This is a genomic window from Burkholderia sp. MSMB1826 (assembly GCF_001526325.1).
In the GTDB taxonomy this organism is placed as follows: domain Bacteria; phylum Pseudomonadota; class Gammaproteobacteria; order Burkholderiales; family Burkholderiaceae; genus Burkholderia.
In genome coordinates this window covers 158,779-181,857 of record NZ_LOYN01000038.1, presented here as the reverse complement: position 1 = coordinate 181,857, position 23,079 = coordinate 158,779, and the positions used below count along the sequence as shown (strand labels likewise).

Below are 23,079 nucleotides of genomic sequence, written 5' to 3'. Positions count from 1 at the left end.
GCGGGCGCGGCGGCGGAGGGCGGCGACGCTTACTGCAGCCCGAAGTCGACGCGGGTCGTCGCGCCCTTGTCCGAGATGCCCTTCGCGTCGAGCTTCGGCGCGACGACGAACATGCGGCTCGAGTCGATCTTGCCGTCGAGATACTGGCGCACGACCTGCGCGCGCTGCTGCGCGAGCGCACGCAGCGCGTTGTCGTCGGCCGGCGCGTGATCGGCGAGCGCCTGCTTCATGTCCGCATCGGGCAACGTCTTCTGCAGGCCGACGAGGTTGCGCGGCTTCTTGAAGTCGGCGGCCTTGTACGCGCGCGTCAGGTACTTCGAGTATTCGGCCTTGTCGACCTTCACCGACATCGGATCGACGCTCTCGCCCTGGCCGACCACGTCCTTCAGCTTCTGCTGGCGCACCAGCCGCTCGACGTACGCGTCGCGCAGCCCCGGCGTGTCCTGCGCCGGGTCGACGCGGCCGATCAGGTCGAGGCGGATCGACGGCTTCTCGGTCAGCATCTTCACGACGGTGTCGAGCTTCTTCTGCTGCGCGTCGGTCAACGCGTACGAACCCGGCGCGAACTCGACGTAGCCGAGATCCTCGCCGCCGCTGCCGCCGAACGCACTCGCGAGCAGCGTGAACGGCGACGTGACGGCCTTCGCGATCAGGTTCAACACCGCGTGCCAGATCAGCCCGCCGACGCTGAACTCCGGATTCGACAGCGAGCCCGACACCGGCAGGTTCACGTCGATCTGGCCGCGCGTGTTCTTCAGCAGCGAGATCGCGAGCTTCACCGGCAGCTTCGTCGCCGTGTCGTTCTCGACACGATCGCCGAACGTGAGCTGATCGATGAAGATGTGGTTGTTCGCCGACAGTTGGTCGTTCGCGAGCTGGTAGTGCAGATCGACGTTGAGCTTGCCCTTCGTGATCGGGTAGCCCGCGTACTTCGCCGAATACGGCGTCAGATTGGTCAGCTCGATGTCGTGCGCGGTCGCCGTGAGGTCGAGCGCCGGTTTCTCGATCAGCGGGTTCACCGAGCCCTTGATCGAGATCGGCCCGTTGCCCGCGAGGTTCGCGGCGACGTCGACCGGCGCGGACGTCGTCGAATCCGTGCCGAACGCGCCGATCGTGCCCTTGATCGCGACGAGGTTCGCCGTGTAGTTCGGCTTGATGAAGTTGTCCGTGTACGTGACGCGCCCGTTCTGCAGCAGCAGTTCGCCGAAGTGCATCCGCACCGGGTTCTGCGGCTGCGGCGCGGCCTTCACGACCACCGTCGCCGACGCGGCGGCCGGCACGGACGCCTGCTGCGCGGCCGCGGCCGAGGCGGCCTGCGCGGCGGCCGGCGGCGTCACGCCCGGCGACAGCGGCACCGGCTCGCCCTTGCTCGCGTCGCGCGTGAGCGACTGCGCGGGGCCCGTCTCCTTCGCGACCACGTCCTTCAGGTTCAGCCGCCCCTGCGCGTCGAGCAGCACGCGACCGTAGAAGTTCGAGAACGTCACGCGCGCGGCGTCGACGTCGGTGCCCTTCTCGTCGTAGTTCGCCTTCAGGTTCGACAGCGCGAGCGAGCGCCAGCCCGCGAACGGGTCGGAGGTCGCCTTGTCGAGCATCCGCACGTCGACCAGCGCGACGTCGCCGCGATAGGTCGCGCGCGGCGTGTCCTTCACCTGCGCGAACGTCAGGTTGCCTTGCGCGTTGAGCAGCGCGCTCGCGATCGTCGCGTTCAGCGCGCTGCCGAAGTACGGCTCGAACGCGGCCGCATCGAGACGGTTGCCGTTGATCTTCAGGCCGAGCTTCAGCGGCTGCGCGGTCACGTCGCCCGACACGTTCAGCGAGCCCTTGCGGTTCAGCGTCGCCTTCAGTTGCACAGGCAGCGGCTTCGTCAGATCGTCGCTCACCTTCTGCACCGACAGCTCCAGCGGCTTGATCGCCAGCTTCACCGGACGCGGCGTCGACAGGTCGGTGAAGTTCGCGGACGCGTCCTTCACGTTCAGCGCATCGATCCGGTAGTGCCACGACGGCGCGGCGGCCTGGGCCTTGCGCGCGACCGTGCGCTGCGGCACCGCCGCCTGCGCGGGTTCGGCCAGCGCCGCGAGGTCGATCTTGCCGTCCTTCAGGCGCTTCACGTCGAGCGCGAGCCCGCTCGCGTCGACGCTCGCGATCTCGGCGGTGCGCGCGGCGACGTCGATCTTCGCGATCTTCGCGCTCGCGTCGGGCAGCGCGATCGCGGGCGCCTTGTCGTTCGGCGCGGCGACCTTCAGCGACTTCAGGCTGATCGTGCTGTCCGCGACTTCCGCGGCGAGCGGCGTCTTGCCCCAGTCGGTCTTCGCGTTGACGGTCGCGCCGAGCGTGCCGTCGAGCACGCGCGCGCGCGTCGCCTCGCCCAGGTACGGCTGCAGCGCCGGCAGCGCGAGCGCGGCGACCGTCAGCTTCGTGTCGGCCTGCTTCGCGGCGAGATTGAACGCGCCTTCGGCCGTCACGTCGCCGCCGCGCGACAGCGACGTCGACAGCGTGTATTTCGTGGGTGTCTTGCCCTGCAGCGAAAAACCGTCGAGCGTCGCGGCGAGCTTCGTCAGCGACATCGCGGTCGGCGTCGCCGGCACGCGGTCGTCGACGTTGATCGTGCCGCCGTCGATCGCGAAACGACGGATCGTCAGGTCGAGCGGCGGCGCTGCCTTCGCGGCGGCGCTGCCTTCTGCCTTCGCGCCGCTGGCGGCGCTGGCCGCGGCGACGGTGGCGCCGGCCGCGCCGGCAACGGCGACGGCCGACGCGGCCGGCTTGCCGGCTTCGGCCTTCGGTGCGGCGGCCGGCTGCGCGACGAGCTTCTCAACGTTCAGCACGCCCTGCTTGTCGCGCGACAGGTCGACCACCGGCCGGTCGATCCGGATCTCGTCGAAGTGCATCGCGTTGCGCAGCGGCTCGAGGCCGGCAGCCGCGACGTGCACGCCGCGCGCGGCGAACAGCGGCGCCGACGCGCGGTCGGTCACCTTCGCGTCGTTCAGATCGACGGTGCCCGACACGCGCAGCGCGGGCGTCTCGCCGCTCATCACGAAATTGACCGTGAGGTCGCTGCTCAGCAGGCCGCTCGTCACGATCACCGGCAGCTTCGCCGGCGCGTACGAGATCAGCTTCGGCACGTCGAGGCGGTCGAATTTCAGCGCGATTTCCGATTCGCGCGACTGCGCGAACGGCTTGGTCTTGCCGTCGATCGAAAGCGGGCTGCCGTCGAAGCGCGCGCGCAGCTTCGGCTCGACGAAGATGTCGGTCTTCGAGGCCAGCGTCGCGATGTACGGAATGCCGAGCGTCCAGTTGTCGACGACGTGCTTTTCGTTCAGCAGGCGATCGTCGAAGTCGATCCGGCCGTCGTTGACCTGGATGTTCGACACCGAGAACTGCGCCGGCTTGCTGTCCGGTTGCGGCGACGGCGACGAGAACTTCTCGATCAGGTCGGTGAAGTTGAAGCGCTGCGCGTCGTAGCGGACGATATGAAAGCGCGGCGAATCGAGCCGGATTTCGTTGACGATCGGCGCGCCCCGGAACAGCGACGACCACGACGGCCTCACGACGAGCTTGCCGATGTCGATGAAGTCGCCCTGGCCGCCGCGCTCGCCGAGGTGGATGCCGTCGGCTTCGAGGTTCAGCGTGTACGGGTTCAGTGCGATGCGCTGGATCGTGGCCGGACGGTCGAGCTGTTTGCTCAACTGCTGTTCGGCGACATGGCGGATCAGCGGCGGCGCCGCGAAGAAGCCGAGCAGTCCGAATAAAACGACGAAGATCAGCACGCCGATGCCGATACGCCGGGTCCGGCGCGAGCGTGCAACGCCACCGAGGGCATGGAGGGTCGAGGGTACGGTTTCTTTGTCTGCGCTTGCCATGCTTGAATGTCTCGGAAATGGACGACGGACCGCACCGGAAAACCGGGCGACCGCGCACGCTATCCCGAAAGTATAGGCTCAGGAAGTGACGGTACGGAGGTCGGGCGCCGCCGCCGCGCCCGCCGGTCGGACAGCGGCGGCGGTCAACCGTTCATTTCCGGACGACGACGGGCGGCATCCACGACCCGTCGCTCGCCTGCGGCTTCGGCGCGTACAGGCGCAACGCGAGCACGAAATCGGTACGCGGCGCCGGCAGCCAGTTGGCCGCATGCGTGCCGCCCGGCGACGCCGACACGACGATGTCGATCGAGCCGTCGCGGTTGCGGCGCAGCCGGTCGCGATCGCCGAGCGAGCGACGCGCCGAGCCGACGTCGGGCAGCGCGCCGTTGGTCGTGTACGGCGTGAGCGTCCAGAACGCGCGTACCGGCGGCAGTGCGCCCGGCGCGAAATGCAGCACGTAACGGTTCGCGCCGTTCAGCGGATGGCCGTCGCTGTCGACGCGGGTGATCGCGAGCGTCTCGTCGTCGCGCGTCGCGGTGCCGAACTGCGTGTAGGCCGCGTACGCGCGCAGCGCGTAGTCCTGGCCGTACTTGCCGGCCGTGTCGCCGATCCAGTTCCAGCCGTTCGCGTTCAGCAGGTTCGACGGCGGCGTCGCGAGCCGCGCGCGCGCCTCGGCGATGCCGGCCGTCGCGGCCGTGAGACGGTCGCCCGTCCACAGTACCGGGTAGCCGGCCTTCACGCCGATGTCGGCGAGCGATTCTTGGGCGTGCGCGTCGTCGGCCGGCGCCGGATTGTCCTGCAGCGCCTGCGCGAAGCGCGTGAAGAACGCCTTCGGGTCGAGCGCGGCCACCTGCTCGGCCGGCGTGCCGCCGCCCACCGCTTCGGACGGCGCGCTGCCTGCATGGACCGCGACCGACGCGCCGCGCTCGGCGCCCGTGTAGACCGACAGCGGCACCACGCGGATCGCGCGCTGCAGCTTCTTCACGTTCGTCAGGTCGCGCCCGCCGCTCGTCTGCAGCCGCACTTCGAGCCACGCATTGGCGGACGGCACGTCGACGCGCAGCACGCCCTTCGGCAGCGTGCCCTGCCAGTCCCTGGCGGCAAAGGCAATCGTTTGCGGTCGTCCGGCGCCACGGGCGCCGCGCGCTGCAACGCTCGACGACGACCACAGCACGTTCGTCCACATGTCGAGCGCGCGCGCGTCCCAGTAGCGGCCGCGCGTGTCGGGCAGCGTGACGATCACGGGTTCGGCGGCGACGTCGAGCCAGCCGGTCGAGTCGAGCGTGTCGACGCCCGGCAGCGGCGGATTGACCGCGCCGACGGGCGGCAGCGCCTGTGCGTGGCGCAGCGTGTTGAGCGGGGCCTGCCCCGGTTGCGCGCCGTCGCCGCCCGTCGCCGCTTCCTTCGCGACGTCCATCAGCACGAGCGGATACGCATAGATATAGGAGTCGGCGACTTCCGCACGCATCCAGCCGGTTTTCCGCTGGATCGCGTCCGGTTGCGACGCGCATCCCGCAAGCAACGCCGCAATGGCCAGCGACGCGCACGCGCGTCGCAGAGAAACTGATTCTCGCTGGTTTTCAATCATCGATTACTGGCCGAATATCATTCTTTTCAGTCAACGCCCTGTTCGCCTCACGAACGGCGAAAACAAGGCACCCCAGCGTGCCCGGATGACCGTTTCGCTACGATTCGTAACGGTGGGCGCTGATGTCAGGCCGGTATCATAGCGCCTAAGGGCATCCCCCAATATGCCGAATAACGGGTAGAACGCTAGCCGAACCGTTAAAAAATCCGAAATAGTCCACGGGATTCGGCAAAAATCTGGAACTGCACCGGGAGCATCAACCCGTCAACGCCTCGCGAGCGCCAAGCCTGGCGCCTCGGCGCGCGCCGGCTGTCCGTCTGGAAGCCGGGCGATCGCCTTTTCCGCATGGTGACAATCTGTGTGCATCGACATGCGGCGCATCGTCGCCGGCGCTTGACCTTACCATCATGGGAATGTTGATACTGGCACCATTCGCGGCACGAGCCGCGCCTTTGGGGAATCCGACATGACCGAACCACTTGCCTCCACGGCGCTGCACACGATCGAACTGAGCGTCGACGGCATGCATTGCGGCGGCTGCACCGGCCGCGTGCAGCGCGCGCTGGCCGCCGTGCCGGGCGTCATCGGCGTGGCGGTCGATCTCGACGCCCATGCGGCAACCGTCACCGCACAGGAGACGGTCGAGCCCGGTCGGCTCGTCGACGCCGTCCGCGAGGCCGGCTACCGCGCAGCGGTGCGCGAAGCGGCGGTCGAAGCCGTCGAAGCCGTCGCGGCCGCGCATTCGGCGCACGCGCCACGCCCCGCGACGCCGGCGGCGCCGGCTGCCGCCGCGACGATCGAACTCGACATCGACGGCATGACCTGCGCGTCGTGCGTGTCGCGCGTCGAGAAGGCGCTCGCGAAGGTGCCGGGCGTCACGCGCGCATCGGTCAATCTCGCGACCGAGCGCGCGACCGTCGATGCGTCGGCAGGCGTGTCCGCCGCGCAACTGGCGGATGCCGTGAGGCAGGCCGGCTATGGCGCAACGCCGACGACGTCGGACACCGCCGTCCCGGCCGCTGCCACTGCCACTGCGTTGCCCGCCGCGCCCGCCAGCATCGAACTCGACATCGACGGCATGACCTGCGCATCCTGCGTGTCGCGCGTCGAAAAGGCGCTCGCCAAGGTGCCGGGCGTCACGCGCGCATCGGTCAACCTCGCGACCGAACGCGCGACGGTCGACGCGTCGGCCGACGTCTCCGCCGCGCAGCTTGCCGAAGCGGTGAAACAGGCTGGCTATGACGCGACACCGGCTGCCGTCGCTACGCCTGCCGTCACGTCCGCTGCCGCCGACATCGAACTCGATATCGGCGGCATGACCTGCGCGTCCTGCGCCGGCCGCGTCGAAAAAGCGCTGGCCGCCGTGCCGGGCGTCGCGCGCGCGACGGTCAATCTCGCGACCGAACGCGCGTCGGTGCACGGCGCCGGCGCGCTCGACACCGCCGCGTTGATCGCCGCAGTCGCCACGGCCGGCTACCGTGCGTCGCTTCCCGCCGCCTCACCCGCAGCCGAAACGGCCGGCACCGACTTACGACCGGCCAGTCCCGCGCAGGACCCCGACGCACGCAAGCGCCGCGAAGCGATCCGCGAACGCAACCTGGTGATCGCGGCCGCCGTGCTGAGCGCGCCGCTCGTCGCGCCGATGCTCGCCGCACCGTTCGGCATCGACCTGATGCTGCCCGGGTGGCTCCAGCTCGTGCTCGCGTCGATCGTGCAGTTCGGCTTCGGCGCGCGCTTCTACCGCGCGGCCTGGCATGCGGTGAAGGCGCGCACCGGCAACATGGACCTGCTCGTCGCGCTCGGCACGTCGGCCGCGTACGGGCTGAGCCTGTGGATGCTGCTGCGCGATCCCGCGCATCCCGGCCATCTGTATTTCGAAGCGTCGGCCGTCATCGTCACGCTCGTGCGCTTCGGCAAGTGGCTCGAATCGCGCGCGAAGCGCCAGACCACCGAAGCGATCCGCGCGCTGAACGCGCTGCGCCCCGACCGCGCGCGCGTCGTCGAGCACGGCGTCGAACGCGACGTGCCGCTATCGCAGGTGCGCGTCGGCACGCACGTCGGGATTCGGCCCGGCGAGCGCGTGCCCGTCGACGGGCGGATCGTGTCGGGTCGCTCGCACATCGACGAATCGCTGATCACCGGCGAAAGCCTGCCCGTGCCGAAGGACGACGGCGACGCCGTCACGGCCGGCTCGATCAACGGCGAAGGCGCGCTCGTCGTCGAAACCACCGCGATCGGCGCGGAAACGACGCTCGCGCGCATCATCCGCCTCGTCGAATCCGCGCAGGCCGAGAAGGCGCCGATCCAGCGGCTCGTCGATCGCGTCAGCGAGGTGTTCGTGCCGGCGATCCTCGGCATCGCCGTGCTGACGCTGGTCGGCTGGCTGATCGCCGGCGCCGGGATGGAGACCGCGATCCTCAACGCGGTCGCGGTGCTCGTGATCGCGTGCCCGTGTGCGCTCGGTCTCGCGACGCCCGCCGCGATCATGGCCGGCACGGGCGTCGCAGCCCGGCACGGCGTGCTGATCAAGGACGCGCAGGCGCTCGAGCTCGCGCAGCGCACGACCGTGATCGCGTTCGACAAGACCGGCACGCTGACCGAAGGCAAGCCGTCCGTGACGGCGTTCGACGCCGTCGGCGTGCCGCGCGACGAAGCGCTCGCGCTCGCGGCGGCCGTGCAGCGCCAGAGCGATCATCCGCTCGCGCGTGCGGTGGTCGCCGCGCATGACGCGGACGTGGCCGCACAGGGCGGCGCCGCCGAGTCGGTCGTCGCGACCGACGCGCGCGCGGTGGCCGGACGCGGCGTGGAAGCGCACGTCGGCGGGCAGCGGCTCGCGCTCGGCAGCACGCGCTGGCGCGACGAACTCGACATCGCGGTACCGCCGGCGCTCGACGCCCGTGCGGCAGAACTCGAGGGCGCCGGCAACACCATCTCGTGGCTGATGCGTGCCGATGCGCCGCGCGCGGTGCTCGCGCTGATCGCATTCGGCGACACCGTGAAGCCGGGCGCCCGCGACGCGATCGCGGCGTTGTCGGCGCGCGGCATCGCGAGCGCGCTCGTGACGGGCGACAACCGCGGCAGCGCGGCGGCCGTCGCGGCGGCGCTCGGCATCGGCGAAGTGCACGCGCAGGTATTGCCCGACGACAAGGCGCGCGTCGTCGCCGAGCTGAAGCGCACGCACGGCGGGATCGTCGCGATGGTCGGCGACGGGATCAACGACGCGCCGGCGCTTGCCGCGGCGGACATCGGCATCGCGATGGCGACGGGCACGGACGTCGCGATGCACACGGCCGGCATCACGCTGATGCGCGGCGACCCGGCCCTCGTCGCCGACGCGATCGACATCTCCAAACGCACGTACCGCAAGATCCAGCAGAACCTGTTCTGGGCGTTCGTGTACAACCTGGTCGGCGTGCCGCTCGCGGCGCTCGGGTTGCTGAACCCGGTGATCGCGGGCGCGGCGATGGCGTTTTCCAGCGTCAGCGTCGTGACCAACGCGTTGCTGCTGCGGAGATGGAAAGGCCGCGCGCGTTGATGCGGCAGGCGGTGAATGCCGGATGAGCGAACAGGTCGGTCGGCGGCTCGACGTTCGACCGACAGGAACAGTCGGGAAGCGTGCCGACGTTGGTCGGCTACACGGCGTGTGGGACCGGCAGCCCGTCACGACGCGTCGCGAGCCGGCGGATTCAGTCCGATACGACCGGTTTGATCAACGTCGTGGTGATCGGCGCGAAGCCGCACGCGCGATACAGCGCACGCGCCGCCGCGTTGTGATTGAACACCGACAATCCGATCTCGGTGACGCCGTACCGGCGTGCCTCGGCGTCGAGCGCATCGAGCGCGCGCGTGGCCCAGCCCTGGCGACGCCGGGACGGGACGATGTCGAGGTCGTAGATGAACAGTGTGCGGTTCGGCCCTTCGGGGACGATCGCGTACCAGAGGTCGCCCACCGGATCGCCGCTGGCGCCGTCGATGAGCGTGACGAGGGTCTGGCCGGCGGTCAGCAGGCCGTCCGGCAGCAGCGTGTCGAAACAGGCGCGCGCACGATCGGCCGCGTCTTCGACAGCATTTTGCCCGGAGGAAACGAGATCGCTCGCGTAGCCGTCGATGGCTCGCGTGCGGTACGCGCGGAATTCGCCGGCCGTCATCGGCCGCATCTGCAGCATGGCCCGGTCGCCGTGAACGGAATCAAACTTCCAGTGTAGCGGGACAGGCGCACCGGCGCGCGATGCGGCGGTGGAAAACGGGCAGGCAGGGAGGTGCGGCGGACGCCGCGCCGAATCAGCGAATCAGCGAATCAGCGAATCAGCGAATCAGCGACGATACAGAACGATCGGCACCAGGTTCGCACGGCGCACGCGCTCGGCCTCGGCGTGACGTGCGGCGTACGAGTATTCGGCGTCGAGCGGCAGGTGCGGGGACACGAACAGGTCGTCGATTTTTTGCAGCAGGGCGAAGATGAAGCTCATGTGAGACTCCTGACAGATATGACTAGGGTTTTCCCTTAGATGTCACCATTCTAAGGGTTTTCCCTAGATTCTGCCAGTGGGCTGCATCGGTTTGCCGCACGCGCACGACAGCCGACCGCCGCTGCGGAACGGCGATCCTTGCTCCATCACGCTTTCAGGATAGGGTCGAAACGATCAGCGCGTGCGACGCCCCCGCTTCGCGACGGCCGCGTCGCGGTTCGCGTTGCGCTGAAGCCGGTCGACTTGCGACAGGAGCGCTTCGTGATGCTCCTCGAGCGTCATCAACGTGGCCTGCTGCGTCGACAGATCGGCCGCAAGGCGATCGATCCGTTGCTGCTTGGCGGCCACGTCCTGCTTCAGGTGCGCGATCTGCCGCGTTTGCAGCACCAGCGCGACGAGCCCCGCCAGCACGACGACGGCCAACGCGAGCAGCAAGCGGTTGACGCGGCGCATCTCGCGATCGGCCGAGCCCGTCAAGCCGTCCACGTCGGACTGCAACGCGGCGAGCCGGTCGGTCAGCGGGCGCAGGTGCGTGTCCGGATCGAAGGCTGGCGCGGCCGGCTGCGTACGCTCCGATGATGGCCGGGTCACGAACGACGCGGCCGATGCCACGGGCTGCGCAACCGGCGACGGCCGGGTGTCGGGTTGCGGGGCAGCATCACGAGGCGGCGCGGCCTGCATGGCGATTGCTGGCTGGGCCGGCCGGCCCGGCGTCTGCACGCCGATGGGCGCGGCAGCGGCCGCCGACGGCTTCGATTCAGTCGCTTCCGGTACCGTATCGACGTGCGTCGCGACCGGCTCGGACCGCATCGGCGCCACCGCTTCGCTGGCACCGGCCGCCGCCCGACGTCTGCCGCCGAACGACGCGCGGCGCTCCTTCACGGCGTCACCGGGCGGTCGCCCTCCACGTGATTTGACGGCCGTTGCACCGGCGGTGGCGGCAAGGACCGGTGCCGCGACTTCACCGCCCGCCGCGTGCCGCTCGATCGCGGCCATCGCAGCGGCATCGACCAGGGGCGCGTCGTCGGCCTTCGTTGCGGCACCGTCAGCCGCAGGCAAACGATCGGCAATCGCGGCCTCGCCCGCACCATCAGCCGGCACGGCGCGCCCGGTTTCCGCCGGTCCGACCGCCGTCGCGCCCTCCGGCGCGCTGAACCCGTCCAGCGTTGCCTGCATTCCCGCGGCGGCATCCTCGGCAGCACCGGTCGCCGCGTCGGTTTCCTCTACGACTTCGTCACGCGACGCGACCGGCGCCCGTTCGACAGGCTCGAGCACCGGATCGCCGAACAGGTCGAGCGTCAGCGCATCGCGCGACGCATCGCCGCCCGACGCACTATCGGGGCGCGCGGTCGTCCTGGCGAACGTGTCGCCCGCAGCAGCGGCTGAACGCATGCGGGACCGGCCGGGTGAACGGTTGGAACGGGAACGTAAGCGAGGTGAAGCTTCGGTCATGTCTGCCAAATTATTGTCCGAGGACGTCCGTCAGAAACCAAGTATTCTGCAATAAATCAATAACTTGCACCATCAACTTGTCGAATTTACTCCAACGCTATCCAGCCCGAGCCAGCGACGCTTGCTGGGCAATGGGCGACGTGATGGGCCGAAAACCGATGCTAACCGACAAACGAGCCAAAACGCTCAAACCAACCGACAAACCAGTCTTTGACGGAAAGGTAACGGGGACTGCTTGCCGCTCCCCACGAAGTCGGGCTTCAAATGGACCCTACGCTTCACCCGCCCGGTGACGGGTAAGCAATGCGACGCGGGCTTGGGCGCCTACTCCGAAATCTCTATCGCTGAAGTAAATGAGAAAACGATTGCGCTACGCAAACCCATCGATAACGACGAAAATCCAGTCGACCAACGCAATCGGGATCGAGAAGCGGCCAGCATTGCCACCGCTGTCCTGACATTCGAGAAAGCCGCCCGCCGGGCTCATGAAAAACTGAAGCCGAGCTGGAAAGGCGAGAAGTATGCAACTCAATGAAGGCACGCGAAAAAGTGCCGAACGACACGACGTCGACAGGATTCCTCCGTCGCCCCAAAGCCGAAAGCAATGCGCGCGGCCGCGTTGCCGCTCACGGCTTCCTATCCAGTTTCCGGAATTGGGCCAGCGAACCCATTCGACCTGAACAATGTCCAACGGGCATTTCGCGACTAGCGAGCCTGGCGCTATCATCGCGTCGGTAAGCGCGTCGCGGTCAAGCGCGTCGGTCTCACGATGCTGCGCCCAGCGCCGGGAAATTGTGGTGCGGATCACCGACACGTCGCAGGCGTTTGTTAGCCGGCTCGCTCCGGAGGACCCGCCGCAGAATACGCGTCGTTCCCTCAAGACGGATCTTCAGTTTTGATATGCACGCTGCGCTGGACGTTCGCGCAACTTGTGCGGCGTGGGTTGGCGCGATACTGTCCGCGATTCCATTCATGAGCCTTCCAACGCACCATGACTCGCAAGCTATTCTGGGAAGATGCCTACCTCAGCACGCACCGTACCGTCGTCACTGACGTGAACGGTCCCGATGTGCGACTGGCCTCGACGATTTTCTTCGCATTCTCGGGCGGGCAGGAAGGCGACGCCGGCACGATCGGCGGCCACCCGGTCTGCGAAGCGCGCAAGGAGGCGCTCGACATCGTTTACCGGCTGGGCGCCGGCCACGCGCTCGAAGTGGGCCAGACCGTCGACATCGAGATCGACTGGGCGCGCCGCTATCGCCTGATGCGGCTGCATTTCGCAGCCGAAATGGTGCTTCAATTGATCTATCGGCAGGTGCCCGGAATCGTGCGGATCGGCGCACACATCTCCGTCGACAAGGCGCGCATCGATTTTGCGCACGACACGAGTCTCGCCGCCCTGCTGCCGTTTCTGGAACAGGAAACGGCAGCGCTCGTCCGAGCGGATCTGCCGATCGTGACCGGCTACACCGACGTCGCGCTGCAGCGCCGCTACTGGCGAGTCGACGGCTTCGCGACGATGGCTTGCGGCGGTACGCACCCCCGCACGACGGGAGAAATCGGCACGCTCGTGCTCAAGCGCAGGAATCCCGGCAAAAGCAAGGAGCGCATCGAGATCACGCTCGGCTGAGACGGAGCGCTCCATGTCAGGACGCCTCGCGCTTCGCTGCAACCGCCCCAGGGCGGTCGCGTGCATACGAATCCTGCAGGAACGACAGCGCGCGTCTGTCCCGCGCATACGCGACATTGATCCTCAGCCACGGAGACACGTTGTTGTCGACGTGGTAATAACTCCCCGGCGCGATCGTGACGCCGTGATATTCGGCGTTCGCCGCAAGCTCTGCTGAATCGTCGATACCGGGCAGCCGCGCCCACAGCAGCGAGCCGCCTTTCGGGCGCACAAACAACTCCCAGCCTGAAGCCTCGAGCTCACGCATCGTGTCGTGCATCGCCGCGTGCAGGCGTGCGCGCAAACGCTCCGTGTGCCGCCGGTGCCCGCCCCGCCGAAACCACTCGTAGACAACCGCCTCGGCAAAAGGAGAGCACCCGACCATCGTGTGAGCCTTGACGTCGGCGAGCATGTCGATCACGGCGGATGACGCGATCACGTAACCGATACGCAGTGACGACGACAGCAACTTCGACAATCCACCGACGTGGATGACACGTTCGCGTCCGCCCAGCTTTGCCAGGCGATCGCTCGGTTCGAATTCGAGATCGGCGTGAACGTCGTCCTCGACGATCCTCAGGTCGTACGTCTCGGCCAGGAACAGCAATCGCATGCAAACCCGCGGATCGATCGTGGAGCCGGTTGGATTGTGCAGCACCGTGTTGACGAAATAGAACGTGGGCCGGTGCGTCTTCACGAGCGTTTCGAGGCAGGCGAGATCCGGCCCGTTGGGCAGGCGCGGCACCCCCACGACATGCACGCCCTGCATTCGCAACAAATTGAATAGATTGAAATAGCCCGGATCGTCGACGAGCACGGTATCGCCGCGTTGTACGAAGCAGCGCACGACCAGATCGAGCCCATGACTGATGCCCGCTGTCAGCATAATCTCGGGCATCGTCGCATCGATTCCGAAACGCGCCGCCTGCTGCAACAATGCCGCTCGCAATTGCGGATTTCCGAGCGGCGTCCCGTAATCGACGAGACTGCCGCCCGCGTCTCGCACGACCTGGCGAATCGCCGCCGAGAGCCCGTCAATGTCCCGCCACGGCTCGGGGATGACACCGCTCCCGAGTTTCAGCGTGTCGCCCGGTAAATTGAACCGCTGAATCGAGCGCGATCGCTCGTCGATTTGCGCGCGGAGAACCCCGCGTTCGGCGAGATCAAGTGCGGGAATCGCGCCTTCGACGACGAAATAGCCGACGCCCGGGCGCGAGCAAACAAGACCGCGCGACACCAGTCGATCGTATGCCTCGACGACCGGAAAGAGGCTGACACCCGATTGTGCGGCGAGCCGCCGAATCGACGGCAGCTTGCTGCCCGACATGAGCCGCCGCTCAGCGATCATGCGTTCGATCGTGCTCGCGATTTGTTCTGAAAGTGGTGTTCTCGCGCCATCGTCAAATTGAATTTTCATGATTCAGACTCTGTTAGGTCGCGTTGCATAACAGTTCGTCTCAGGCCCCGAATCACTGTACATGGCTTTCATCGACGATGCATTCAAAAATCAATTCGCCACCTATTCGATTCGGCCAGCACCAAGCTGAACCACGTGACAGTCACGTTCATCGACATGCGACCGATGCGTGAGTGGCGTTTACGCCGCCGGATTCCACCTGCACGAAATACGAGGCCCCCGTTCATGTCCGTACAACGATCGTCCGTCAGCAGCGCCGTCGCACAAGATCTCACCGGCAAGGCCATCTTGCTCGAAATCGGCGAGAACCTCGGCATCCTGCCGCTGCTCGTGCGCGGCGGCACGCAGCTCCGAGCCACCGATCTCGTGAATCCGAGCTGCCCGAACGCCGAACTTGCCGGCGCCTATCTGTCCGCGCTCAGTCATCTCCACCTTGTCTCCGAGTCAAACGACGGGTCCGGCGGCTTCACATACCAGGCCGCCCCGGCATTGCGGCAGGAAATCAACAACGCGGGCTACTTACTGTGGGGCCTGATGTCATGCGCGCCGCTCGTTGCGAACGCGGCGCGCTTCGCTGCCGATTACGATGTCGCCGAAAGCACGCACGTGCGCGACGGCGAACACGTCGCGCGCACATCGCGCTGGATGGGCGAAACTGATTTCTACCCTCACGCAGAGGCGGCACTCGTGGAAACCGCGCCGCGCAAGATCGTCGATCTTGGCGCAGGCACGTGCGGGCTACTGATGCGCTGCCTGCGGCGGCTGCCGGGCGCGACAGGCATAGGCATCGATCTCAGCGAAAAGGCCTGCCGCCGTGCACGCGAACTGATCGCGGCGGAAGGGCTGGACGGGCGGCTGTCGGTCGTTCACGCCCCGATTCAGAGCCTCGTCGACGATCCGACGCCGCTGCACGGCGCAGAACTGATACATGGTGGTTTCGTCTTCCACGATCTGATGCCGCAAGACGAACCGATACTGGATCGGCTGCTGAACACGTTCGTCCATCACGCACCGGCAGCGACGCTGCTGATCGTCGATGCCGTCCCGTTCGCCGACCCTGACGACGAAGGCGCGTTCTCGACTGCCTTCACGTTCCTGCACAACCATTTCATGCGCCGCAAGCTGATGACGACCGATGAATGGCGCCACAAACTCGGGCGCGCGGGTTACATGCGCGTCGACGTCAGCCCGCTCGGCATCTCCGGTGGACGCATCCTGCGCGCCCATCCGCCGCGTTAACGCAATACGCGGTCGCCCGCCAGCCCAACTCACTCACGCTCCGAGGAGCTTATCGCCATGGCAATTTCCGAACTCGTCGACGAAATCAAATCCCATCGCTGCTACAGCCATCCCATCTTCGACCATTGGGCTGCCATGCAGCCACCGAAGGAAGTGATCGGTGCGTTGTTTCATCACGTCCGCAGCTTCTGCGATGCGACGCGCCCGGGATGGAACCTGCCGGACGGCTTGCGTGAGATTGGGCTGTCGGAAGAAAGTTCGCTGCTTCAGGAAATCGTGGAGAGCGAGGAGGATCACGGTCCTGAACTCGCGACGATGGCCGGCCACATCCTGAATCGCGCTGCGGGCGATACCGTTTTTTTCGGACCTCAAGGATCAGCAAGCAATCGAGGGGCAACTCAAACGCTACTCGGACCAGATCCTCGGTGCGTTGCCCGGTTACGACCGCGAAACCGGCCTGATGCCCCAGACGCGCAGGGCACGTGCCGTGTTCGATCGACGCAAGCTCACCGATAGCACGTCGATCTACCAGAGCCTCGGCACGACGCTCGCGCTCGAGATCATCTCGAATCGCCACCTGATCCCGGGCGAGAAGAAATGCCTCGTCGACTCGGGACTCTACAACGCGTCGCTCGACGAGCAGGAGATGCACTACCTGAAAGAGCATTACGGCGAAGCCGGTGCGGAAGCGTTCCACGAGCAAAACGCAATCGACGCAGTCGGTTCGGTGCTGTCGCCCGACAACGAAGCGCTCGTCCGAGCAGGTGCGCGTGAGTTTCTCGATTCGCTAGCGTCGCTTTGGGATCTGCTCGACTCCGCACTGCTCGGGGCTGGAGGTCTGCGCGCGGCAGCGTGACCCCGCCGTATCGACGACCGACGGGCTCGCTCGCAACGCGAGCTCCGTGTTCCTCATTCGACAGGATGCGTACCGTGGCCGATTCAAAAAACATCCAAGATATTCGAGTATTGTGGGCCGATATATTCGGTCGCCCGATCGGCGATGACGAAAACTTCTTCGCGATAGGCGGCGACTCTCTGAGCGCGGTCAATCTCGTGCTCGCCCTGCAAAAGCAGCATAACGTGCGGATCGAACTCGAGACCTTCTTCGCCGCCCCGACCATCGCCGGGCTCGCACGCTGCTGCGCGGAATCCGAAGCGACCGCCGGCAGCCGTGCGGCCGCGTCGGCTTGACACGTCGCCAACGCTTCATGGACCTGCTCCACGATTGCGTCACTCTGCCCGACGGCACGCGAACGCATACAACCCGCACTCGTCGCGAACCGCAGCGCCCCAATCTCGTCGTCATGCCGCCGCCCGGCGCAAGCCCCCGGCTGCTCGATTCGGCGCTCGCGACGCTCGGCGAGCGTTTCAACGTGCTGTCATGGGAGCTACGTTGCATTGCCGGATCGCCACCGCGGAATGGCCTCCCGTCCGTCGCCTGCGAAAGCGATATGCATGTCGGCGATTGCATCGGCCTACTCGACCGCTACGGTTGGCCGATGGAGGGCCTGTGCTGCATCGGCTACTGCGCAAGCGCGCCGCTCGCGATGCGTCTCGCCGTCGCTCGTCCGCGTCTGGTCACGCGACTGGCACTCGTCAGCGGTGCCTACTTCCTTCCGCCGGACGTCGCGCCGCAAACGCAGTACGAACGCGACATGCGACGGCTCGTGGCGCAGCTCGCCGCCGGCCCGGACGCCGTGCCGGAGCTGTATCGGCTTTGCATGGACAGTCAGCGCGTGCGCGACGATGCGCCCGCATTCGAGCAGGCATTGCGCTATCCGTTCCGCAGTGTGGCGGTACTGCATAGGTATGCGCTGACGCTCGCGGCATTGCAGCACATCGACACGCGACGCCTTGCTTCCCGCATCGCGGTGCCCACCCTGGTATATGCCGCGCGGACCGACCGCGTCGCCGCGGCTGCCGCCGCGCAGACGATCGCCAACTTGCTGCCCGCCGGATGCCTGACGCTCGCCGCAGCCGGTGAGCATCACGACTTCCCGCACGCGAATCCGACCGTGGTCGATGCCGTCGTGGATTTTCTCACCGACTGTAACGTTACGGACTGCTGTGGAGCGCCGTCATGACGCCCCTCCTCGTCTTCCCGGATATCGTCGAGCAATATGCGGCCGTGGTTGCACGGCAACCTTCGGCGATCGCGATCAGCGACGCCGAAGGCGCTCTGACCTATGCCGCGCTCGATCGCGAAACCGACGCGATCGCACAGCGGATCGCACCGTGCCTGACACCGTAAAACCGACGGTTCGGGATCTGCCTGCCGCGCGGCCGCGCGTTCATCGTCTCTGCAATTGCAACGCTCAAGGCGGGAGGCGTCTACGTGCCGCTCGACCCGACGCTGCCCGAGGCTCGGCTCAGGTTGCTCGCGGAGGCTGCCGCGCCGGCAGCGACGATCGTCGCACGCGTCCCCGTGGCCTCACGTCGCGCGCTTCCCGGCCGCACGATCGCGTTCGATACGCTGGCCGCATCGCCATGCGCGCATACCTCGCCGCCAAGGGTGTACGCCGAGGACGCCTGCATCCTGTATACGTCCGGCACGACGGGAAAACCCAAGGGTGTCGTCATTCCCCGCCAGGGCATTACGCGACTCGTCACGCCGCAGCATTATCTGGCCGTCACGTCGGACGATCGGATCCTCCATCATTCGAACCTGTCGTTTGATGCATCCACCTTCGAAATCTGGGCGCCGCTACTCAATGGCGCAACACTCGTCGTGCACACGGCCGATACCTTCGATCTGGCTGCCTTTGCGCGCGCGGTGCGCGACGAGCGGATCACCGTCCTGCTCGTCACGACAGGGCTGTTTCATCTGATCGCCGACCTGATGCCCGCATGCTTTCGAGGCGTTCGAGTCGTACTGACCGGTGGAGAATCGCTGTACGCAGGCCCGGTACGCCGCGTACTCGCCGCCTGCCCATCGACATCGGTCGTCAACGGGTATGGCCCAACCGAGAACACGGTCTACACGACGTGCCACCTGATCGAGCCCGGCGCCGTCGTAACCGATCCGATCCCCATCGGCCGACCGATTGCCGGCACCGAGATCCGGATCGTCGCCGACGATGCGTCGAGCGACACGCGTATCGGCCATTTGCTCGTCAGCGGCACGGGCCTGTCGCGCGGCTATTTCGGTCAGGACGCGCTCAACGCACACGCGTTCGAAATCGACGATACGCAACGGCCACCGAAGCGTTTCTATCGGACCGGCGATCTGGTCCGGACCGATGACGACGGACATTTGTACTTTGTCGGTCGCATCGACAATCAGGTCAAGTTGCGCGGCTTTCGCATCGAACCCGAGGAAATCGAGTCTCGCATCAACGCGGTTGCCGGAGTGACCGGTTCGGTGGTCACGCTGCACGGCACGCACGCGTCGAACCGCCATCTCGTTGCACACGTGAAGCTGGCGCCCGAGTCCGGCGCGACAGCCGTGTCGGTCAGGAACGCACTGGAACGTGCGCTGCCCACCTACATGGTCCCGTCCGCGATCGTTGCCGTCGATACGTTGCCGCTTACGCCGAACGGCAAAGTCGACAGAGCGCGGCTCGCCGCATCGTACACAGGGCCGGAAGCATCGGTCGACGATGCCGCTACCGACGCTACCGCAACCGACGCTCCCGCCCGCCTCGGCTGCGTCCTCGACAGCTGGCGCAAACATCTCGATGCACCTGGCCTCGAATGGCACGACAACGTATTCGATCGAGGCGCATCGTCGCTCACCGCCGTGAGCGTCCAGATCGATATCGATCGCACGCTGGACTGTTCGGTGCCGATGACAGCGCTCGTCGCAGCGCGCACACCGCTCGACTGGGCGGACGTTTACGCATCCCGACTGCTGGACCGCTTCCAACCCTCCACATAGGTGCTCCATGACTACCGGCAACTTCAGCCTCACCCGCGAAGAAATCCAGCAATTTGACCGCGATGGCTATCTGGGGCCCTTCACGCTGTACGAACCGGATCAGGCCAAGACACTGTATGCAGCATTGCGCGGACAATTGTTCCAGCGGCGTTTCGCACCTTATGACGCGCCGCTCGACAGCGCAATCGCGAACTACGATCGCCATCTGGATCTGGACGCGCTGAGCGCCCATGTGTGCCGCGCCGAGATCGTCGATCGGCTCGTTGGCATCCTCGGCCCGGACGTACTGTGCTGGCGCAGCGAATTCATCCCAAAGTATCCGGGTGCGGAAGGGACCGACTGGCACCAGGCAGATACATTCGGCCACGCATCCGGCGAACCGCAACTCGTGTGGCCGAAGGACGAGCCTTTCGGCGGGGCGATCAATGTATGGACCGCGTTTACCGACGTGACCGAGGCGAACGGCTGCATGCTGTTCATCCCCGGCACGCACCGGCAGATGAACTACGACGAATCGATCGGCATGCAGTTCGATCCACAACTCAACACCAACGTGGTGAAAGACGGCGTCAAGCGCGGCTTCAACGGCTACGACTATCGGGTATTGCAGAAGGACCGCGACTGGAAACCCGACGAATCGCAGGCGATCCCGATGGTGATGAATGCCGGCCAATTCGTGATATTCCGTTCGATGTTGATGCATGCGTCGAAGCCGAACGTCACCGCCGATAAGACGCGTATCGGCTACGTCGCGCGCTATGTCCCGGGCCGGGTGAAAGTCTATCCCGATACCGACTTCGTGAAGGAATTCGGCGGAGAGTACAGTCTCGACCGATTCGGCGTCGTGGAAGTTGCCGGTCGCAACCAGCAGCACGGCAATCGCGTCGCCCGCGTGAATCTCGCCGGCACGCCCTTTCCGGTCGGCCGTGCCGAGCCGGTCGCATCCTGAGCCGACGTCGCGCTCCGATCATGCAGGAGAAACGATCCATGAACGAAGCTGGTCCGCTTTGCGGCTGCGACCACATCGCGTACGCGACGCGCGACGCCGATGCGACGATTCGCCTGCTCGAGATGCTTGGGTTCAGTACGGTCGTCTACAAGCAGCCGCTCGAACGCTTCGGCGTATCGATCTCGAAAATGATGTCGCCACGCGGCGATATCGTCGAAATCGTCGAACCGGCGTCGCCGACCAGCAGCGTGAGTCGATTGCTGGCGCATGCATCGACCGTGCTCTATCACGCTGCGTTCAGGACCGGCACCTTCGGCGCGACCCGCGAGGCATTGCTCGCAGCCGGTGCGCTGTCGGTGTCGTCGCCGGCGACGATTCCGTATCCGGCGACACCGCTACACCGCAGATTCCATGCAAACCACATGTATCACGATCATCTCGGCTTGTTCGAGATCACCGGTAGCGACTAGCCTGGAGGGCACATTGAACGATTCCAGCTTCGTCAAGCTCGCGGCCGGGACGGCACCGTATCTGCGGCTCGTCTACTTTCCTCATGGCGGAGGCGGCCCATCGGCCTGTCGCGGATGGCTTGAACAGCTACCGCCGGAGATCGAATCATGGGCCTTGTGCCTCCCCGGGCGCGAGACGCGTGCACACCTGCCCAGCACCGTATCGCTCGATCCGCTCATCGACGCCCTCGTCACGGACCTGAACGCGTTGTCACCGTTGCCAAGCGTGTTCGTCGGGCACAGCCTGGGCGCGGCGCTCGCCGTTGAACTGGCCGCTGCGCTGTGCCGAACGAACGCCCATGCGCGCATGCCGCTCAAGTTGATTCTGAGCGGACGACTGCCTCCGCACGCGCGCTATCCGGTCGACATGCTGTCACTCGAAGACGATGCCTTCGTGACGGAACTGATCCGGATGGGCGGCGTGCCGGCACCGCTCGCTGCGGAGCCCCTCCATCTGGCGGCCTTCCTGCCGCGCATTCGAGCCGACTACCACCTCAACCACGCCACGATCGGTCGTAGCATCGAACCGCTCGACATCCCGATCACGGTCGTCAACGGCCGGCATGATTCGCTCGTGGACGCTGCCGAGGTCGAAGCCTGGCGCCGCTATACGCGTCGCGAATTCCGCAACGTATGGGTCGACGGCGGGCATTTTTTTCCATATCAGAACACCGCTTGCTTTCTCGCGCTGCTCCGCTCGGAGCTCGCGACCGTGTTCGATTCGATCGTATCGCCGTGATCGCTCACGTCGCGCTCGCCCTCCCGAACCCTCTCCATCCGAACCCTCATGCCACCGACCTTCGCCTCCCGTTTCAATGCCGTGCTGCCCGCTGTCGCATCGGGAGGCATCGCCGTACTCGTCGGCATCAGCAGTTCGATCGCCGTCGTCGTCAGCGCCGCGACCAGCGCGCATGCGGCGCCTGCACAGATCGTGTCGTGGCTCACCGCGCTCTGCATCGGGATGGGTGTGACGAGCATCGCGTTCTCGGTCCGGTACCGAACGCCGGTAGTCACAGCGTGGTCGACGCCTGGCGCGGTACTACTTGCGACGTCCGCCGGCCACTACGCCCCGCCTGAGCTGATCGCAGCGTTCATCGCAGCCGGCGCCCTAGTCGTGCTGACCGCCGCAACCGGCATGTTCACGCGTTTGTCCGATGCGCTGCCGGCACCGCTTGCCTCAGCGATGCTCGCAGGCATTCTGCTCAAGTTCGGCATCGGTGTATTCGCGTCGTTGCACGATGACCTCGTACTGGTCGCACCGATTCTCGTGTGCTATCTGCTGTTCAAGCGACTGCGTCCCCGCGCAGCCGTGCCGGCGTGCCTGCTTGCCGGGCTGATCGCCGCGAGCCTCGCGCCACACGGGGCATCGCACTCGATTGACGTTTCGTGGCCGGCCCTCGTGCCGATCGCACCTCGTCTCGACATTGCGGCCTGCATCGGCATCGCGATCCCGCTCTACATCGTGACCATGGCGTCGCAAAATCTTCCCGGCGTCGCGGTACTGAAGGCGGCCGGCTACGCTCCCCCGTCGGCTACGCTGGTCGGCGGAACCGGGCTCATGACCGTGATGCTCGCTCCGTTCGGGGCATTCATGATCTGCCTGTCGTCGATCACGGCAGCGATCTGCACCGGCCCCGACGCGCTGCCAGAGCCATCGCGCCGTTACCTCGCCGCCGTTGCCGCCGGTGCGTGGTATCTCGTCGTCGCACTGCTCGGCGGCGTCATCGTCACGGTGATTGCGATACTTCCGTCGTCCGTTCTCGCTGCGATCGCGGGCGTCGCGCTATTCGGCATCCTGTCGAGCTCGCTGTCGGCGGCGTTCTCGTCTGGCGATGCGCGTGAACCCGCGCTCGTCACCTTCGTCGTGGCCGCATCTGGCGTCGAGTGGTTCGGTATCGACGCCGCGTTCTGGTCGCTGCTCGCAGGCCTGATCTGTCTGCACGCGTGGAATCCCGCACGGCCGGCGATCACACCGCACACGAGTGGAACCGCGAGTCCGGACCGGTCCCGTCACAGCGCCCCAGCACGGAACAAGGAGGGGTGATGCCGGCAC

Annotated in this window: 18 protein-coding genes and 1 pseudogene; 13 read left to right on the top strand and 6 right to left on the bottom strand. The window is 66.4% G+C overall.

Translation table 11 applies throughout. The annotated features are described in order from the left end of the window. Positions 1–29 precede the first annotated feature (29 nt). Together WS95_RS23195 and WS95_RS23190 are read right to left on the bottom strand one after the other, a co-directional pair. Positions 30–3,857, bottom strand: coding sequence for a DUF748 domain-containing protein (locus tag WS95_RS23195; RefSeq protein WP_059826344.1), 3,828 nt, complete (start codon positions 3,855–3,857; stop codon positions 30–32). Positions 3,858–4,008: 151 nt separating this feature from the next. Further along, complete coding sequence (locus WS95_RS23190) at positions 4,009–5,445, bottom strand: DUF1254 domain-containing protein (protein WP_059826341.1); 1,437 nt, start codon at positions 5,443–5,445, stop codon at positions 4,009–4,011. A gap of 466 nt (positions 5,446–5,911) precedes the next feature. Between WS95_RS23190 and WS95_RS23185 the strand changes: the two genes are divergently transcribed. Then, entirely contained in the window at positions 5,912–8,980 is a 3,069-nt protein-coding gene (locus tag WS95_RS23185) for a heavy metal translocating P-type ATPase (protein ID WP_082747003.1), read from the top strand. Between the two features lie 151 nt (positions 8,981–9,131). Here WS95_RS23185 and WS95_RS23180 read toward each other — a convergent pair whose 3' ends face one another. The 3 genes from WS95_RS23180 to WS95_RS23175 all read right to left on the bottom strand — a co-directional run bounded on the left by WS95_RS23180 (position 9,132) and on the right by WS95_RS23175 (position 11,366). After that, positions 9,132–9,611, bottom strand: a complete 480-nt coding sequence (locus WS95_RS23180; protein WP_059792812.1) for a GNAT family N-acetyltransferase — start codon at positions 9,609–9,611, stop codon at positions 9,132–9,134. Positions 9,612–9,758: 147 nt separating this feature from the next. Then, positions 9,759–9,914 (bottom strand): hypothetical protein, encoded by a 156-nt coding sequence (locus WS95_RS35390; RefSeq protein ID WP_011548928.1) that lies wholly within the window; start codon positions 9,912–9,914, stop codon positions 9,759–9,761. Positions 9,915–10,088: 174 nt separating this feature from the next. Then, positions 10,089–11,366 carry a hypothetical protein gene (locus tag WS95_RS23175; RefSeq protein ID WP_059780108.1) on the bottom strand — a complete coding sequence of 426 codons (1,278 nt, stop codon included), beginning with the start codon at positions 11,364–11,366 and terminating at the stop codon, positions 10,089–10,091. A gap of 235 nt (positions 11,367–11,601) precedes the next feature. Between WS95_RS23175 and WS95_RS35130 the strand changes: the two genes are divergently transcribed. Continuing rightward, complete coding sequence (locus WS95_RS35130) at positions 11,602–11,901, top strand: hypothetical protein (protein WP_156444571.1); 300 nt, start codon at positions 11,602–11,604, stop codon at positions 11,899–11,901. Between the two features lie 456 nt (positions 11,902–12,357). Further along, positions 12,358–12,996: an alanyl-tRNA editing protein gene (locus WS95_RS23170; RefSeq protein WP_059826338.1), complete on the top strand. Its 639-nt coding sequence runs from the start codon at positions 12,358–12,360 to the stop codon at positions 12,994–12,996. A 16-nt stretch (positions 12,997–13,012) separates the two neighbouring features. Here the strand turns inward: WS95_RS23170 and WS95_RS23165 are convergent, their stop codons facing one another. Then, complete coding sequence (locus WS95_RS23165; protein ID WP_063890177.1) at positions 13,013–14,452, bottom strand: aminotransferase-like domain-containing protein; 1,440 nt, start codon at positions 14,450–14,452, stop codon at positions 13,013–13,015. Positions 14,453–14,677: 225 nt separating this feature from the next. Between WS95_RS23165 and WS95_RS23160 the strand changes: the two genes are divergently transcribed. The 10 genes and pseudogenes from WS95_RS23160 (at position 14,678) to WS95_RS23120 (ending at position 23,070) form a co-directional block, all read left to right on the top strand. Continuing rightward, entirely contained in the window at positions 14,678–15,691 is a 1,014-nt protein-coding gene (locus WS95_RS23160) for a methyltransferase domain-containing protein (protein WP_059780111.1), read from the top strand. Between the two features lie 51 nt (positions 15,692–15,742). Continuing rightward, a pseudogene (locus WS95_RS36050) lies at positions 15,743–16,547 on the top strand (hypothetical protein). A 74-nt stretch (positions 16,548–16,621) separates the two neighbouring features. Next, entirely contained in the window at positions 16,622–16,882 is a 261-nt protein-coding gene (locus WS95_RS23150) for an acyl carrier protein (protein ID WP_159086670.1), read from the top strand. A gap of 17 nt (positions 16,883–16,899) precedes the next feature. Continuing rightward, positions 16,900–17,775 carry an alpha/beta fold hydrolase gene (locus WS95_RS23145; protein ID WP_156444570.1) on the top strand — a complete coding sequence of 292 codons (876 nt, stop codon included), beginning with the start codon at positions 16,900–16,902 and terminating at the stop codon, positions 17,773–17,775. Further along, the gene (locus tag WS95_RS35125; protein WP_156444569.1) at positions 17,772–17,942 is read left to right on the top strand and encodes a hypothetical protein; all 171 of its coding nucleotides are present in this window, start codon (positions 17,772–17,774) and stop codon (positions 17,940–17,942) included. The genes WS95_RS23145 and WS95_RS35125 overlap by 4 nt, the downstream gene beginning before the upstream one ends. Before the next feature lie 15 nt (positions 17,943–17,957). Beyond that, positions 17,958–19,568: a non-ribosomal peptide synthetase gene (locus WS95_RS23140; protein WP_082747002.1), complete on the top strand. Its 1,611-nt coding sequence runs from the start codon at positions 17,958–17,960 to the stop codon at positions 19,566–19,568. A gap of 7 nt (positions 19,569–19,575) precedes the next feature. Further along, entirely contained in the window at positions 19,576–20,517 is a 942-nt protein-coding gene (locus tag WS95_RS23135; RefSeq protein WP_059826326.1) for a chlorinating enzyme, read from the top strand. Positions 20,518–20,555: 38 nt separating this feature from the next. Beyond that, on the top strand, positions 20,556–20,987 hold the full coding sequence (locus WS95_RS23130) for a VOC family protein (RefSeq protein ID WP_059780117.1): 432 nt from the start codon (positions 20,556–20,558) through the stop codon (positions 20,985–20,987). A gap of 13 nt (positions 20,988–21,000) precedes the next feature. Then, complete coding sequence (locus WS95_RS23125) at positions 21,001–21,765, top strand: thioesterase II family protein (protein WP_179950225.1); 765 nt, start codon at positions 21,001–21,003, stop codon at positions 21,763–21,765. A gap of 48 nt (positions 21,766–21,813) precedes the next feature. After that, positions 21,814–23,070, top strand: coding sequence for a benzoate/H(+) symporter BenE family transporter (locus tag WS95_RS23120; RefSeq protein ID WP_082747000.1), 1,257 nt, complete (start codon positions 21,814–21,816; stop codon positions 23,068–23,070). The last annotated feature ends 9 nt before the right edge of the window (positions 23,071–23,079 follow it).

Bases quoted from the DNA above. Each gene is read 5' to 3' on its own strand.
- WS95_RS23145 (WP_156444570.1), top strand. From the start codon at position 16,900: ATGGACCTGCTCCACGATTGCGTCACTCTGCCCGACGGCACGCGAACG.
- WS95_RS23135 (WP_059826326.1), top strand. From the start codon at position 19,576: ATGACTACCGGCAACTTCAGCCTCACCCGCGAAGAAATCCAGCAATTT.
- WS95_RS23120 (WP_082747000.1), top strand. From the start codon at position 21,814: ATGCCACCGACCTTCGCCTCCCGTTTCAATGCCGTGCTGCCCGCTGTC.
- WS95_RS23180 (WP_059792812.1), bottom strand. From the start codon at position 9,611: ATGCTGCAGATGCGGCCGATGACGGCCGGCGAATTCCGCGCGTACCGC.
- WS95_RS35390 (WP_011548928.1), bottom strand. From the start codon at position 9,914: ATGAGCTTCATCTTCGCCCTGCTGCAAAAAATCGACGACCTGTTCGTG.
- WS95_RS23185 (WP_082747003.1), top strand. From the start codon at position 5,912: ATGACCGAACCACTTGCCTCCACGGCGCTGCACACGATCGAACTGAGC.
- WS95_RS35125 (WP_156444569.1), top strand. From the start codon at position 17,772: ATGACGCCCCTCCTCGTCTTCCCGGATATCGTCGAGCAATATGCGGCC.
- WS95_RS23160 (WP_059780111.1), top strand. From the start codon at position 14,678: ATGTCCGTACAACGATCGTCCGTCAGCAGCGCCGTCGCACAAGATCTC.
- WS95_RS23170 (WP_059826338.1), top strand. From the start codon at position 12,358: ATGACTCGCAAGCTATTCTGGGAAGATGCCTACCTCAGCACGCACCGT.
- WS95_RS23190 (WP_059826341.1), bottom strand. From the start codon at position 5,445: ATGATTGAAAACCAGCGAGAATCAGTTTCTCTGCGACGCGCGTGCGCG.
- WS95_RS23195 (WP_059826344.1), bottom strand. From the start codon at position 3,857: ATGGCAAGCGCAGACAAAGAAACCGTACCCTCGACCCTCCATGCCCTC.
- WS95_RS23130 (WP_059780117.1), top strand. From the start codon at position 20,556: ATGAACGAAGCTGGTCCGCTTTGCGGCTGCGACCACATCGCGTACGCG.
- WS95_RS23175 (WP_059780108.1), bottom strand. From the start codon at position 11,366: ATGACCGAAGCTTCACCTCGCTTACGTTCCCGTTCCAACCGTTCACCC.
- WS95_RS23165 (WP_063890177.1), bottom strand. From the start codon at position 14,452: ATGAAAATTCAATTTGACGATGGCGCGAGAACACCACTTTCAGAACAA.